A 15,251-nucleotide genomic window follows, 5' to 3' on the forward strand; every position below is an offset into this window, starting at 1 on the left:
GCGGCCGATGTCCCGGCCCTTGGGCCATTTCTAAGCTGCCTATGCGGCAGTGAACGTCATTGCTCAGTACGATGCCGGAGGCGCCATGTTTCTAAGCTGCCTATGCGGCAGTGAACTCGTCGGGCAGCGCCCATTTCAGGGTGGCCTTTTTCTAAGCTGCCTATGCGGCAGTGAACATACGGAAGCAGCTCGCGACGGTGCCTGTAGATTTCTAAGCTGCCTATGCGGCAGTGAACATTTCCATCGGTAGTTTTGAGCGTTCGGATCATTTCTAAGCTGCCTATGCGGCAGTGAACGACTTCCACGACTTCAACGTCCTGCGCCCCATTTTCTAAGCTGCCTATGCGGCAGTGAACGCTGCATAGCTGGCTGCGGCCTCCGGTTCGTGTTTCTAAGCTGCCTATGCGGCAGTGAACACAGCAGCGGCATTGGCTTGGGCAGCGGCCAGTTTCTAAGCTGCCTATGCGGCAGTGAACCGCCTTCCTCATGCGTATCAGGCCCACAACTATTTCTAAGCTGCCTATGCGGCAGTGAACGCGCTCCGCCTGCTGGTAGCGCGGCAGCTCCATTTCTAAGCTGCCTATGCGGCAGTGAACTTCCCAAAGCATCGGTTCCGGTGCTTCGGAGATTTCTAAGCTGCCTATGCGGCAGTGAACATGCCATCGCTGGGGCGAGATTCGGGCCGACTTTTCTAAGCTGCCTATGCGGCAGTGAACTTGGCTGCCCCGCTAACTCGAACTCTGGCCCATTTCTAAGCTGCCTATGCGGCAGTGAACTGGTCCTTCATCCAGTTCATGCTGCTGGACAGTTTCTAAGCTGCCTATGCGGCAGTGAACGGCGATGAACAGCCACACGATGGGCGCGGTCATTTCTAAGCTGCCTATGCGGCAGTGAACCCGAACCGCGTCACGTTCTACCTGCGAGTGAATTTCTAAGCTGCCTATGCGGCAGTGAACCAGCGCCACGGCCGCGTCAGACGAGGTGAACATTTCTAAGCTGCCTATGCGGCAGTGAACTCCGAGAAGATCCGAAACGGCTTCGCGCGGGCTTTCTAAGCTGCCTATGCGGCAGTGAACCTGCTGCGCGTAGCCCGCAGGCCGGTGGGCAATTTCTAAGCTGCCTATGCGGCAGTGAACGCGCGCTGGATCGCCAGATGATCGGCTTTCATTTTCTAAGCTGCCTATGCGGCAGTGAACACCTCTGCAGGCAAGCCACCGATGGCCGAGACTTTCTAAGCTGCCTATGCGGCAGTGAACGTCAAGCTGACCCTGCTCGGCATCAAGCCAGCTTTCTAAGCTGCCTATGCGGCAGTGAACGGAGGGATACCCACACTGGTTCACCGCCATGCTTTCTAAGCTGCCTATGCGGCAGTGAACGACGTTCGTGGCCGCAGGCCCGATGCCAACACTTTCTAAGCTGCCTATGCGGCAGTGAACAGCTGATCTACCGGCTCAACGCTGGCCGCAATTTTCTAAGCTGCCTATGCGGCAGTGAACTTCACGCCAGTCATGGTCATGCGCATGACGATTTTCTAAGCTGCCTATGCGGCAGTGAACCGGTGTTCGGCTATCTCCTGTGGCAGTTCCATTTTCTAAGCTGCCTATGCGGCAGTGAACGTACTGGCGGCACCGGTGGCGGCTCATCAGGTTTTCTAAGCTGCCTATGCGGCAGTGAACGCAGTAACGGTGGCGGTAATACGGGGGGCGGTTTTCTAAGCTGCCTATGCGGCAGTGAACGAGCGCGGCCGGCAACTGCTGGAAATCGGGCTTTTCTAAGCTGCCTATGCGGCAGTGAACGCTGCGGCGCTGGGCGTGGTAGCTGGTGACGTTTTCTAAGCTGCCTATGCGGCAGTGAACGCGTTCACACTGACCACCCAGATGATCCGAACTTTCTAAGCTGCCTATGCGGCAGTGAACTGGATTGTAGATTCTCCAGACCCTTGATTTTGAAAGAGCTTTGCGTGCCAGGGCGCGATCACCCCTTTTTGCAGGCGGCATTGCAAGCCCTTGTTTTATATAGCAGTTGCAACAGCGCCAGAAAAAGGGTTGGCGCCGCTCCCGGAGCGCTGCGCCAGCAGGACGGCCATGGAGCGCGGCTGTGCCCGCCCCAGCTCAGTCCAGCAGATCCGAATAATCCCCGCGGTCAAATCCCTGGCTCGCCTCCCAGGGAGCAGGATTCGGCGCGGCGATGCGCTCGACCTTGACGCGGGTCAGTGCGGTGCCGTGGCTGTCGCTGCGCTCGATCAGGCGCGGGTACTGGCCGCGCACGTCCCAGTCCACTACGGTGGTCTGCTCGCCCGTGGCCTGGCGGTAGCGCTGCACGCCGCCCTTGGCGGCGCCCACGGGCTGCATGGCCTGCAGCGTGGCGGGCGGCACCAGCCAGTACTGCGCGTCCCACGATCCGCCGTAGCCCACGTTACCGTGGTGCGCTCGCTCGACCTCGATCACGCGGCGGGTCTGGTTGAGGATGACCTCGACCTTCTCCTGCCCGTCGTCGCCGCGGCTCACGCGCAGCGGCGCGCCGTTGGCCTCGTCGTGCGCATGGCCGGCGTGCGGGCCGTGGCGATGCTCGTGGCCGTGGCCCTCGCTCTGGCGCAGCGCCGCGGGCAGCTCGCGCTCGGTCCACACCGATCCGACCCTGCGGTAGACGCGGTTGGTGTGCGTGGTCTCGCGCAGCACGCCGTCGTGCCCGATGGTGCGGGTGTAGTAGGTGACGCGCAGGTCCGCCGGCGGCGTGGCCTTCACGGCGGTGGTGGTGGCCTGCGCCGCTGCGGGCGCGGATACGGCGCCCTGCGCCAGGGCCATGTTCGGCAGCCACATCACTGCCACCAGCGCAGCAGCCTTCAGAACAGATAATTGCATGATTGGTATAAAAACAATAGCTGCTGGCGCTTGATACACAAGCGCCAGCAGCCGATTTGACTCAAAAACCAGCAACCAGGCCCATCACAGGCCGGCGGCCTCCTTGACCTTGCTGAACACCTTGGTGTTGTCCATGGTGCCCTTGAAGATCTTCGCGCCGGCGCCGCCGGCAAACAGCATCACGTCGCCGCCGCCATGGGTTTCGGCGCCGGGCGCGCCGAGGTTGATGCCGACTTCCTGCAGGAAGTTGTCCTGCGTGGTGTCCACGTTGCTCAGGTCTTCGCGGCTGGCGGCGCGGGCCGGGGCGACCCAGGGCTTCTTGCCGTCTTCCTCGTTGACCTGGGTGGCGGCGGTGGCATTGGGGCGGCCGCCGTTGCCGAAGACCAGCGTGGTGTAGGGCTTGCCGTCGTCGGCCTTGGAGAGCTTGCCGCTCTGGTAGTCCACCACCTTGCCGAGGATCGGGTTGCCGATCTTGCTGTAGCCGTTGAAGGCCATCGAGTGGTCGTGGTCGGCCGTGACCACGATGAGGGTGTTCTTCAGGCCCGGGTCTTTCTTTTCCATGAAGGCCAGCGCGGTGTCGATGGCCTTGTCCATGGCCAGCGCGTCTTCGAGTGCGCGCTTGGCGTTGCTGCCGTGCAGCGCGTGGTCGATGCGGCCGCCCTCCACCATCAGGAAGAAGCCGTTCGCATTGCGCGACAGCACCTGCAGCGACTTCTCGGTCATCTGCGCCAGGCTGGGCTGGTCGAGCTGCTGGTTCACGCGGTCGAGCTCGTAGGCCATCTCGCTCTGCGAGAACAGGCCCAGCAGCTTGCCGGCCTGCGTGGCGTCGATGCCGGCGAGCGTGCTGCCGCTGTTGGCATAGGTGTAGCCCTTGGCCTTCATCATCTCGACGAGGTTGGCGTCGTCGGTCCGCTTGCTGCTGGGGTTGACGGACTTGGGCAGGTAGTTGCGCTGGCCGCCGCCCATCAGCACGTCGAGGCCGTCGGCCAAGCGGGCGTTGTAGTTGGCATGGCCGGGCACCGACTGCTCGGCGATGGTGTTGTAGCCGTTGCGGTTGCAGATGTGCGCATAGGTGGCGGCCGGCGTGGCGTGGCCCACGCGGGTGGTCGAGATGGCGCCCACCGCGCGGCCCTTGGCCTTGGACAGCTCCAGCAGCGTGACCGCCGGCGTGCCGTTGCCGGCGGGGCAGGTCGAGTCCTCGCCGTTGATGTACTGCTTGCCGCCGTCGGCGTAGGCCATGGTCTCGGCCGACATGGAGATGACCTCGTTGTTCATCTTCACGCCGGTCATGTACGCGGCCATAGACGGCGCGCTGTCGGTGGTCTGGCCGTCGCGCGAGAAGGTCTTGACGCGCGCCGCATAGGGCAGCGACTGCATGGTGAGCTTGGCGCGCTCGCTGCTGGCGTAGGCCTGCGGGTTGGCGGCCAGTTCCTTCTCGCCCTTGTAGATGCGCGCGGCAGTGACGGTGACCGGGCCCATGCCGTCGCCGAGGAAGAAGATGACGTTCCTGGCCTCGCCCGCGGCCTGGGCCGCACCCGATGCCAGCGCGGCGCCCACGGTCAGGGCCAGCGCGGTCTTGCTGATTGCGAATTTCATGGTGGATTCCTTGGGTATCTCGGGAGAGCGGGGCTTACAGGCCGATGGCCTTCTTGATCAGGCCGTATACCTCGTTGTTGGTGAGCACGCCCGAGAAGCCCTCGGCGCCCAGGCCGGTGGCGCCCAGGAAGACGTCCGCGCCGCCGTGCGTCTCGGACGACAGCGGAACCACCGCCTCCTGCAGGTAGCCGGGGTTTTCGAGATCGGCATTGCTGATCGGGCCGCGCGTGGCCTTGCGGCCCGGGCCGTTGCCGAAGCCAAGGATGGTGTAGGGGTTGCCGTCCACGTCGGTCGAGGGCTTGCCGTCCACGTAGCTGGCCACCAGGCCCAGCACGCCGGGCTTGCCGGGCTCGGTCTTGCCGGTGCGGGCGGCATAGCCGTTCATCTGCAGCGTGTGGTCGTGGTCGGCGGTGACAACCACCAGCGTGTTCTTCAGGCCGGGGTCGATGGCCTGCATCTTGGTGAGCGCCGCCTTGATGGCGCCGTCGAACGCGACCGTGTCCTGCAGTGCGCGGCGGGCGTTAGTGGCGTGCAGCGCGTGGTCGATGCGGCCGCCCTCCACCATCAGGAAGAAGCCCTTCTTGCGCGCGGCCAGCGCGTCGATGGCCTTGCCGGTCATCTCGGCCAGGCTCGGCTCCTTGGCCGGGTCGCGGTCCAGGTCGTAGGCCATATGGTCCTTGGTGAACAGGCCGGCGATCTTGGTGCTGCCGTCGGTGGGCAGCTTGTCGAACTCGCCCTTGTTGGCGGCAAAGCCGTACTTGGCCTTCTTCAGCTCGGCGACGAGGTCGCGGCTGTCGTTGCGCTTGCCACCGGCGGAGGCCGGCGTGAAGTAGCTGGTGCCGCCGCCGAAGACCACGTCCACGCCGTCACCCAGGGCGGCGTTGTAGCCCGCGCCGCCGGGCACCAGGGCCGCGGCGATGGTGTTCTCGGCATCGCGGTGGCACACGTGCGAATACGTGGCCGCCGGCGTGGCATGGGTGATGCGCGTGGTGCTGACCACGCCGGTGCCGTAGCCCGCGGCCTTCATCTGCTCGAGCAGCGTGGGCACGGACTTGCCGTTGCCGCTGGGGCAGGTGCTGTCGAACTTGGCGTGGTAGGGCTTGCCGTCGGCATCGACGGCCTTGGTGTCGGCCGACATGGAGATGACCTCGTTGTTCATCTTCACACCGGTCATGTAGGCGGCCATCGACGGCGCGCTGTCGGTCACCTGGCCGTCGTTGGAATAGGTGTGCACGAAGGCGGTCTCGGGCAACTGGTCGATGGTCAGCTCGCCGTCCTCGCCCACGCTGTAGATGCGCGCGGCCGTCAGCGTGGTGATGCCCATGCCGTCGCCCAGGAAGAACAGCACGTTCTTGGTCGGTGCCTGCGGGCCGGGGTTGCTGCCGCTGCCACTGCCTCCGCTGCCGCAGGCCGTGAGCATGAGCGAAGCGCCGGCCAGTGCGGCGCTCAACAATTTGAGCTTCATTGTGACTTCCTCAAAAGAGCCGCGCCGCCAGAGGGCGCGGTTTTCAGGACAGCACTGTAGAAAGCCAGCGTGGCAGCTTGATGACAATCGCGTGTCGGTTGTCCGTCACAACCAGCGCGCGATCCCCGCCGCCAGCAGGCTGAGCACGACGGTGGAGGCGAACGGCAGCCACAGCGTGCGGCCGAAGACGGTGACCTGGAAATCGCCCGGCAGCCGGCCCAGCCCGATCTTGCGCAGCCAGGCCGACAAGCCGTTGAGCAGCAGCAGCGAGAGGAAGATGACAATCAGCCAGCGGATCATGCCGCCAGTGTATCGCCAGCCGGCCCACGGCGGGCCGGCTTCCCTCAGGCGATCGGGTCGGTGTGCCCCGGCGCGCAGTTGAGCAGCTGCGTGCGGCGGTCCGCGCTCAGCGACAGGTAGCGCTCGTAGTGGCGCAGGATGTCGGCGATCAGCTCCTCGGCGCGCAGGTACTGCACGTCGTAGCCCAGGCGCCCGTCCTCGAAGAAGGTCAGCGGCTCGTAGGCATGGCGGCGCTCCTCCTCGCCGGAGGCCTCGCCCACCGCGAACGTGGGCGCCACGCGCCGGGTGTTGCGCACGCCGTAGACGAAGTCGCGCATGCCGTCGACGGGCACCGTCAGGCGCGCCTCGCCGTCGCCCGCCATGTCGTCGGCCACCAGGGCCTGTACGCCGCGCCGCTGCATCTCGGCCTGCACCTCGCGCATGGCCGGCAGCACGGTGGCCGCGAGGAAGCCGCGCACGTCGTCGCGCGAGGGCTGGTGCACGATCTGCTCCAGCCGCTTGCGCCAGTGCTGGCCGCTCCAGAAGCTGGTGGCGGGCGCCAGCTCCTGCGTGAAGTGCGCGCGGTCCGCCTGCAGGCCCGCCCACAGCCCATAGCACAGCGCCAGCATGATGAGCGCCACCGGCAGCGCCGCCACCAGCGTCACGGCCTGCAGCGCGCCCAGGCCGCCCGCCAGCAGCAGCACCGCGGCCGTCACCCCCAGCACCCCGGCCCAGAACAGGCGTTGCCACACGGGCGAGTGGGCATGGCCGCGCGACGCGATGCTGTCGACCACGAAGGCGCCCGAGTCGGCCGAGGTCACGAAGAACACCGCGATCAGCACGATCGCCAGCCACGACACGGCCTTGGCCCAGGGCAGGTATTCGAAGAAGCGGAACAGCAGCGCGTCCACATTGCCAGCGGTCTGCGCCAGCGCGCCCTGGGCCACGTGCGTGTCGATCCAGATCGCGCTGTTGCCGAAGGCGGTCATCCACAGCAGGTTGAAAGCCGACGGCACCAGCAGCACGCCGATGATGAACTGGCGGATGGTGCGCCCGCGCGAGATGCGGGCGATGAACATGCCCACGAAGGGCGCCCAGGAGATCCACCAAGCCCAGTACAGGATGGTCCAGCCGCCGAACCAGGACGCCTCGCGGGCCGGCTCGTAGGCAAAGGTGCGGAACGACAGGCTCACCAGGTTCGACAGGTACAGGCCGATGTTCTCGCTCAGCACCCGCGCCAGAAACAGCGTGGGCCCGGCGATGACGACGAAGGCCAGCAGCACGAAGGACAGCGACAGGTTGAGCTCGCTCAGCCGCCGCACGCCCTTGTCCAGGCCCGAGACGGCGGACAGCCCGGCCAGCCCCACGACGACCACGATCACGCCCAGGCGGAAGCCCGCGGTCGAGGTGTCCATGCCGGTGACGGACTGGATGCCCGCCGCGAGCTGCAGCGCGCCGTAGCCCAGCGTGGTGGCAATGCCGGCGATGGTGCCGACCAGCGCGAAGGCATCGACGCCATGGCCGATCGGCCCGTTGATGCGGTGCTTGAGCAGCGGGTACAGGCCCGAGCGCATGGTCAGCGGCAGGTTGTAGCGGAAGCCGAAATACGCCAGCACCAGGCCCATGGTGCCGTACACCGCCCAGGCGTGGAAGCCCCAGTGGAAGAAGGTGGACTCCATCGCCTCGCGGGCCGCGGCCGGCGTGCCGGGCAGCTGCGTGGGGGGCTTGAGGAAGTGCTGCATGGGCTCGCCCACGCCGAAGTACATCAGCCCGATGCCCATGCCGGCCGCAAAGAGCATGGCCGTCCACGAGACAAAGCTGAACTCGGGCTTCGCGTCGTCCGCGCCCAGGCGGATATCGCCGAACCGGCTGGCCGCGATGAACACCAGGAACAGCAGGAAGGCCGTCACCGCCAGCGCATACAGCCAGTCGAAGTGGCCCACCACCCATTTCTGGGCGCCCGAAAAAAGCGTGTCGGCCCGCTGGGGCGCCAGGCCGCAGAACACCAGCAGCAGCGCCAGTACCAGCAGCGCCGGCACCACCACCGGCGCCGTCATGGTGATGCGCGGACGCGCCGCGGCGTCGGCCGCGGCGGCGTCAGTTGGTAGGTCGCTGGGCGGGGCGTTCGCCTCGTCCGGGGCAGTTGGTGTCATGGTCCTCTCCTCCTCGATGACTGCAGGAAGGCCATGCGCACCAAGCGTCCATGGCCATATACCGTGCCTATTGTCGAGGAAAGGCGGACAGCCGGCGACCATCGCACCCGACTTAGCGCTGCGCCCCCCAGCGCCGCACCGTCAGCCGCTCCAGCGTGTGGAAGCCCAGCGTCTCGACCAGCAGGCCGATGATGATGACCAGGGCCAGCCCGGCGAAGACCTTGTCGGTGTACAGCTCGTTGCGGCTCTGGAAGATGTACCAGCCCAGGCCACCCTTGCCCGACGAGGCGCCGAACACCAGCTCGGCCGCGATCAGCGTGCGCCAGGCGAAGGCCCAGCCGATCTTCAACCCCGACAGGATGGACGGCAGCGCCGCCGGCACCAGGATCTGCACCACGTAGCGCACGCCGCGCAGCCCGTAGTTGCGCCCGGCCATGCGCAGCGTCTCGGGCACGGCCTGGAAGCCCGCGTAGGTATTGAGCGCCAGCGGCCACAGCACCGAATGCACCAGCACCAGGATCAGGCTGCCCTGCCCCAGGCCCAGCCACAGCAGCGCCAGCGGCAGCAGCGCGATCGCCGGCAGCGGGTTGAACATGGCGGTCAGCGTGGACAGCAGGTCGCGCCCCCAGCTGCTGGCCACGGCCAGCACCGTGAAGGCCAGCGCCAGCACCACGCCCAGCGCATAGCCCTTGAGCAGCACGGCCAGCGAGATCGCGGTCTTGGCCAGCAGCTCGCCGCTGGCCAGGTCCTGCACCAGCGCTTTCGCCGTCTGGCCGAAGGTGGGCAGCAGCAGGTCGTTGTCCTGCCAGCGGGCGACGATCTCCCACAGCACGGCGAGCAGCAGCAGGACCAGCGCCCGGCGCAGGCCGGTGTGCTGCGCGAGGCGCCCCGCCAGCGGCACCGGGCGCGCCTGCAGCTGCGCGGGCGCGGGGGCGATGGCGTATTCGGCCTCGGGGCGGATGGGCGGCGTTTTCAGCGCGAGGGAGGTCATGCTCAGGCCGCCTTTCTCAGTTTCAAGCCATTTTGGCCTCCAGCGCTTGCTGAATGAGCGCCATTAGCTATTATTTCAGGAGCATCAATCTCTGACTGCGGCTCGTCGAACAGAAGCGCATGGATGCGCTGGTGCGCGGCCTGGAAGGCGGGGCTGCCGCTGCTGGCCAGGTCGAAGGCATGGGCGTTGACCTCGGCGCGCAGGCGGCCGGGGTGCGGCGAGAGAATGGCGACGCGGCTGCCCACCACCAGCGCCTCCTCGATGGAGTGGGTGACGAAGACCAGCGTGAAGCGCAGCTCGTCCCACAGCGCCAACAGCTCCTCCTGCATGCGGCGGCGGGTGAGCGCATCGAGCGCGGCGAAGGGCTCGTCCATCAGCAGCACCTGCGGGTGCATGGCCAGCGCGCGGGCAATGGCCACGCGCTGCTTCATGCCGCCCGAGAGCTGGTGCGGGTAGGCATCGGCAAAGCGCGCCAGCCCCACCTTGGCGAGGTAGAGCTCGGCCCGCTCGCGCGCCTCGGCGCGGCCCGCGCTGCGCGATGCGAGCAGCGGGAACATCACGTTCTCGCGCACCGTCTTCCACGGCGGCAGCTGGTCGAACTCCTGGAACACCATCACCCGGTCGGGCCCCGGCTGGCGCACCGGCCGGCCGTGCAGGCGGATCTCGCCGCCGGCCAGCGGCACCAGGCCGGCCATGGCCTTGAGCAGGCTGGACTTGCCGCAGCCCGACGCACCCAGCAGCACCAGGCGCTCGGCCTCGTGCACCTGCAGGTTCACCTCGTGCGTGGCGCGCACCACGCGGTCGGGCAGCGCGTAGTCGATGCTGGCACCGGCCACCTCCAGCAGCGGCGCCTCATGCGCAGCCGGGCGCGGCGCGGTTGGGGCCTGCGGCGCCTTGCGCTGGAACCGATTCAGCAAAGGCTGGGCCAGGGACTCGAACGCCAGCGGGCTGCCGGCCGTGTCCCAGATCGCGGCATCCCAGTCGTTGCCCAAGGGTACGAAACGCATGTCAACTCCCCGAGATGACGCGCGCGTCGTCGAAGAAATAGTCCTTCACCGCCTCGGGCCGGTTCTTGATCACGCCCACGCGCTGCAGGAACTGCCCCAGGCCCACGGTGTTCTGCGGCTGGATGGTGAACTGCACCTGCGGGTTCTTCACGATCTTGAGCAGCAGCTCGCGGTCGACCTTGCTGTTGTTGGCCTTGATAAAGATGTCCACCGCCTTCTCGGGCTGGGCCTGGATGAACTGCGCCGACTCGGCCAGCGCATCGACGAAGGCGCGGTAGGTCTTGGGGCTTTCGTGGCGGAATTTCTCGGTGGTGTAGAGCACGGTGGACGAGGCCGGGCCGCCCAGCACGTCGTACGAGTTGAGCACGATGCGCGAGTTGGGGTTGCCGGCCAGCTCCAGCTCCTGGTACGGCGGGTTGCCGAAGTGCGCCGACACCTCGGTGCCGCCCTTGACGATGGCCGCCGCCGCATCGGGGTGCGGCAGCGCCACCTGCAGCTTGTCGAGGCGCTGGTAGTCCTTGTCGCCCCAGAGCTTGGCCGAGGCGTACTGCAGCACCCGCGACTGCACCGACACGCCGACGGCGGGCGTGGCGATGCGGTCCTGCTCGCTGAAGTCGACAATCGACTTCACCTTCGGGTTGTTGCTGACCAGGTAGTACGGGAAGTTGCCCAGCGACGCCACGCCCCGCACGTTCTGGCGGCCGCGCGTGCGGTCCCACAGCGTGAACAGCGGCGCCACGCCGGCACCGGCGATGTCCACGTTGCCCGACAGCAGCGCGTCGTTCACCGCCGGGCCGCCGGAGAACTGCAGGAAGTCGACCTTGATGTCCACGCCCTGGGCCTTGCCGTGTTTCTCGATCAGTTGCTGGTCCTGCGCCACATTGAGCAGCAGGTAGACGATGCCGTACTGCTGCGCGATGCGCAGCTGCCCTTCGGCGGCCTGGGCCGCGCCGGCGGACAGGCCCCACAGCGCGGCGGTGGCACTGAGGACGATGGCCGCGCGGCGGCTCAGGGGCCGGCGGGCGGGCTCTGCGGGGCGGATGGAAGCGATGGTGGTGCGGTAGAGAGTGGTCATGGTGAAGATCCTGGAAAAAAAGCGCCCCCGGCGGGAATGACCCCACCGGGGGCCGTAAAGGGCAAGGAGACAGATGAATGCCCTATCGACACCAACAACGCGCCAACCAGATGCGTACCAACAATTGCTGCATGCTTGCTCCTCGCGCCGGTCACGCCGGCACGTCGCCTTCGATGGTCGTGCGGTAGAGCTTGCGGCGCTGTCCCTCGGGCACATTGCTGGCCAGGTGCAGCACCGAGCGGTTGTCCCAGAACAGCAGGTCGTGCGCCTGCCAGCGGTGGCGGTAGACAAAGCGCGGCAGCGTGCTGTGCGCGAACAGATAGGCCAGCAGGTCGGCGCTGTCGCGCTCGCTCAGGCCCAGGATGCGGGTGGTGAAATGCTCGCTCACGAACAAGGCCTTGCGCCCGGTCTCGGGGTGGGTGCGCACCACCGGGTGCACGGCCGGCGGCACCTCGGCGACCTGCTCGGCGCTGAGCTGCGGGCGGAAGGGGTTGCGCTGGCGCAGCTCCTCGTAGCGCAGCAGGTAGCTGTGCTCGGCCTGCAGGCCCGACAGCCGCGCCTTCACCTCGGCGGGCAGCGCCTCGTAGGCGGCGTGCTGGTCGGCGAACAGGGTGTCGCCGCCCTCCTCGGGCAGCTCCTGCGCATGCAGCAGCGAGCCGAGCGCGGGGCGCTCCTTGTACGACAGGTCGGAGTGCCAGAAATGCCCGGCATCGCCGAGGCCGATGGGCTGGCCGTTCTCGCGGATGTTGGAGACGATCAGCACCTCGTCGTGCCCGGGCAGCTTGAAGTTGCGCAGCACATGGCGCTGCAGCGGCCCGAAGCGGCGGCTGAAGGCCACGTGCTCGGCGGGCGTGATGCGCTGGTCGCGGTACACGACCACGCTGTGCGCAAGGTGGGCGCGGTGCAGCTGCGCGAAGTCTTCGGGCGCCAGCGGGCGACCCAGGTCGGCGCCCAGCACCTCGGCGCCCAGGCGCTGCGCGCCGGCGGGTGTGCGCAGCTCGAAGGACTGGGCCGTGTCCTCGCTCCAGTCCTGCACCGCCCGCGCGGCCGGCAGCCAGGGCTTGTGCGCCAGGGCACGCGAGGCCAGCGTGGCTGCCCGGGCGCCGGCGATAGCGGTGGAGAACAGTGCGGACATGGTGCTTTCCTTTCGGCGGTGTCAAACCATGGCTGCACTGTAGAAACCGCCGCCGTTCCTGCCAACGAACGAAAACAGCCTTGCTTATGCAAAAAGCGATGATGGGCCTTGGCCTACAAGGCGCGCGCCACGCAGCGGCTATGGTGTTCCCATGCAAATCGTGCCTTCGCTGACAGCGCGCCACGCGCTGTTCCTGGATTTCGATGGCACCCTGGCCGACATTGCCGCGCAGCCCGATGCGGTACAAGTCCTGCCCGAGGTCGCCCCCCTGTTGCGCAGCCTGCACCAGCACCTGGACGGCGCGCTGGCCATCGTCACCGGCCGCACCGCGGCCGCCATCGACGGCTTTCTCGCGCCGCTACGCCTGCCGCTGGCCAGCGAGCATGGCGCCTGGTACCGCCTGGGCGCGGACAGCGGCGCCAGCGCGCCCGTTGCCGAGCCCGACCTGGCGCCGGTGCTCGCCGCGCTGCGCCCGCTGCTGGCGCAGCACCCGGCCCTGGTGCTGGAGACCAAGCCCCGCAGCCTGGCGCTGCACTACCGCCAGGCGCCACAGCTCGAAGCCTGGTGCCACCGCACGCTCACGCAGCTGCAGCCGCTGGCGCCGGGCACCGAGCTGATGCAGGGCCGCTGCGTGCTGGAGCTGAAGCCCGCCTGGGCCAGCAAGGGCCGCGCGATCGGCGACTTCATGCGCCGCGCGCCGTTCGCGGGCCGCGTGCCGGTCTTCATCGGCGACGACGTGACCGACGAGACCGGCTTTGCCGCGGTGCAGGAATACGGCGGCCTGGGCGTGAAGGTCGGTGCGGGCCCGACGCTCGCGCTGGCGCGGCTCGACGGCCCCGCCCAGGTGCGCGCCTGGCTGCGCCAGGCCGTGGAGGAGATGGCATGAATGACGCATTCGGCAGCCCGGCCGCGCCCTCGCTGGATCTGGGCATCATCGGCAACTGCTCCATCAGCGCGCTGGTGGACGCGCAGGCGCGCATCGTCTGGTGCTGCCTGCCGCGCTTCGACGGCGACCCGGTCTTCAACGCACTGGTCCAGCCCGGCCCCGAAGGCAGCAGCTTCGCCATCGAGATCGAGAACCTGGCCTCGACCCGCCAGTGGTACGAGCCCAATACCGCCGTGCTGCGCACGCTGCTCACCGACACCGACGGCAACAGCCTCGAGATCACCGACTTCGCGCCGCGCTTCTACTCGCGCTCGCGCTACTTCCGCCCAATGACGCTGGTGCGCCGCCTGCGGCCCGTGCAGGGCTCGCCGCGCATCCGCGTGCGGCTCGATGTGCGCTACGAATGGGGCAGCGCCACGCCCACCATCACCCGGGGCAGCAACCACATCCGCTACGTGGGCGAGCACCTGACGCTGCGGCTGAACACCGATGTGCCGGTGGCCTATGTGCTGTCGGGCCAGCCCTTCGTGGTGGGGCGCGAGCACAACCTGCTGCTGGGCGCCGACGAGACCCTGCTCGCCGGCATCGCCGACACGGCGCGGCTGTTCGAGCAGGAGACGCTGTCGTACTGGCGGCACTGGACGCAGCGCCTGGCCATACCGCTGGAGTGGCAGAGCGCGGTGATCCGCGCGGCCATCACGCTCAAGCTCTCGCTGTTCGAGGACACCGGCGCCATCGTCGCCGCGATGACCACGAGCATCCCCGAGTCTCCCGACAGCGGCCGCAACTGGGACTACCGCTTCTGCTGGCTGCGCGACGCCTTCTTCGTCGTGCGCGCGCTCAACAGCCTGTCCGAGACCGCCACCATGGAGGACTACCTGCGCTGGCTGACCAACGTGGTGGTGGAGACCGGCAGCGGCCACATCCAGCCGCTGTACGGCATAGGGCTGGAGCGCGAGCTGCCCGAGGCGCTGGTGCCGCAGCTCGCCGGCTACCGCGGCATGGGGCCGGTGCGCGTGGGCAACCAGGCGGCAGAGCATTTCCAGCACGACGTGTACGGCAACATCATCCTGGGCGCGGCGCAGGCCTTCCACGACCGGCGCCTGCTGCACCCGGCGGGCAGCGCCGAGTTCGCGCGGTTGGAGCAGATCGGCGAGCTGGCGGTGCGCGTGTACGGCCAGCCCGACGCCGGCATGTGGGAGCTGCGCACACGCGCACGCATCCACACCTCGTCGGCGCTGATGAGCTGGGCCGCCTGCGACCGACTGTCCAAGATTGCCATCGCGCTGCGCCTGCCCGAGCGTGCCGTGTACTGGCACGCCCACGCCGAGCGCATGCAGGCCGAGATCCTCGCCAAATCATGGAACGCGCAGCGCCAGGCCTTCGCCGAGAGCTTCGGCGGCAGCGAGCTGGACGCTAGCGTGCTGCTGATGGCCGAGGTGGGCCTGGTCGACCCGATGGACCCGCGCTTCGTCAGCACCGTGGATGCGCTGGAGGCCACGCTGTGCGATGGCCACTTCATGCGCCGCTACGAGGCCGCCGACGACTTCGGCAAGCCCGAGACCAGCTTCAACATCTGCACCTTCTGGCGCGTCAACGCACTCGCGGCCATCGGCCGCAAGGACGAGGCACGCGAGATCTTCGAGGCCATGCTGGCCGCGCGCAACCCGCTGGGCCTGCTGTCGGAGGACACGCATGCGCAGACCGGCGAGATGTGGGGCAACTTTCCGCAGACCTATTCGATGGTCGGCATCATCAACGCCGCGATGCGCCTGTCCGGCCCCTGGGAACAGGTGATCTGAC

General features: G+C 67.6%; 11 protein-coding genes and 1 CRISPR repeat array (1 of these 12 running past the window's edge). Of the genes, 2 read left to right on the forward strand and 9 right to left on the reverse strand.

Annotated elements, in window-relative coordinates; genetic code table 11:
- A CRISPR array of direct repeats spans positions 1-1,916; the repeat unit is 28 nt; unit sequence TTTCTAAGCTGCCTATGCGGCAGTGAAC (it extends 1,113 nt beyond the left edge of the window).
- Between the two features lie 195 nt (positions 1,917-2,111).
- The 9 genes from ACYVKR_RS02145 to ACYVKR_RS02185 all read right to left on the reverse strand — a co-directional run bounded on the left by ACYVKR_RS02145 (position 2,112) and on the right by ACYVKR_RS02185 (position 12,562).
- A complete protein-coding gene (locus ACYVKR_RS02145; RefSeq protein ID WP_460479068.1) occupies positions 2,112-2,861 on the reverse strand; it encodes a hypothetical protein in 750 nt (249 codons plus the stop codon).
- A gap of 84 nt (positions 2,862-2,945) precedes the next feature.
- Positions 2,946-4,457 (reverse strand): alkaline phosphatase, encoded by a 1,512-nt coding sequence (locus ACYVKR_RS02150; protein WP_460479069.1) that lies wholly within the window; start codon positions 4,455-4,457, stop codon positions 2,946-2,948.
- 34 nt (positions 4,458-4,491) lie between these two features.
- Entirely contained in the window at positions 4,492-5,922 is a 1,431-nt protein-coding gene (locus ACYVKR_RS02155; RefSeq protein WP_460479070.1) for an alkaline phosphatase, read from the reverse strand.
- Positions 5,923-6,027: 105 nt separating this feature from the next.
- Positions 6,028-6,222 carry a DUF2905 domain-containing protein gene (locus tag ACYVKR_RS02160; protein ID WP_460479071.1) on the reverse strand — a complete coding sequence of 65 codons (195 nt, stop codon included), beginning with the start codon at positions 6,220-6,222 and terminating at the stop codon, positions 6,028-6,030.
- Between the two features lie 44 nt (positions 6,223-6,266).
- Positions 6,267-8,258: a BCCT family transporter gene (locus ACYVKR_RS02165; RefSeq protein WP_460479122.1), complete on the reverse strand. Its 1,992-nt coding sequence runs from the start codon at positions 8,256-8,258 to the stop codon at positions 6,267-6,269.
- Positions 8,259-8,466: 208 nt separating this feature from the next.
- Positions 8,467-9,345 (reverse strand): ABC transporter permease, encoded by an 879-nt coding sequence (locus ACYVKR_RS02170; RefSeq protein ID WP_460479072.1) that lies wholly within the window; start codon positions 9,343-9,345, stop codon positions 8,467-8,469.
- A gap of 2 nt (positions 9,346-9,347) precedes the next feature.
- Positions 9,348-10,352 carry an ABC transporter ATP-binding protein gene (locus ACYVKR_RS02175; RefSeq protein ID WP_460479073.1) on the reverse strand — a complete coding sequence of 335 codons (1,005 nt, stop codon included), beginning with the start codon at positions 10,350-10,352 and terminating at the stop codon, positions 9,348-9,350.
- Position 10,353: 1 nt separating this feature from the next.
- Positions 10,354-11,427: an ABC transporter substrate-binding protein gene (locus ACYVKR_RS02180; RefSeq protein WP_460479074.1), complete on the reverse strand. Its 1,074-nt coding sequence runs from the start codon at positions 11,425-11,427 to the stop codon at positions 10,354-10,356.
- A gap of 151 nt (positions 11,428-11,578) precedes the next feature.
- Positions 11,579-12,562, reverse strand: a complete 984-nt coding sequence (locus ACYVKR_RS02185; protein ID WP_460479075.1) for a TauD/TfdA dioxygenase family protein — start codon at positions 12,560-12,562, stop codon at positions 11,579-11,581.
- Between the two features lie 151 nt (positions 12,563-12,713).
- Here ACYVKR_RS02185 and otsB point away from each other — a divergent pair, with 151 nt between their 5' ends.
- The gene (otsB, locus tag ACYVKR_RS02190) at positions 12,714-13,448 is read left to right on the forward strand and encodes a trehalose-phosphatase (RefSeq protein WP_460479076.1); all 735 of its coding nucleotides are present in this window, start codon (positions 12,714-12,716) and stop codon (positions 13,446-13,448) included.
- On the forward strand, positions 13,445-15,250 hold the full coding sequence (locus ACYVKR_RS02195; RefSeq protein ID WP_460479077.1) for a glycoside hydrolase family 15 protein: 1,806 nt from the start codon (positions 13,445-13,447) through the stop codon (positions 15,248-15,250). Before otsB ends, ACYVKR_RS02195 begins: the two co-directional genes overlap by 4 nt.
- Position 15,251: the final 1 nt, after the last annotated feature.

This window comes from Comamonas humi, from assembly GCF_054782535.1.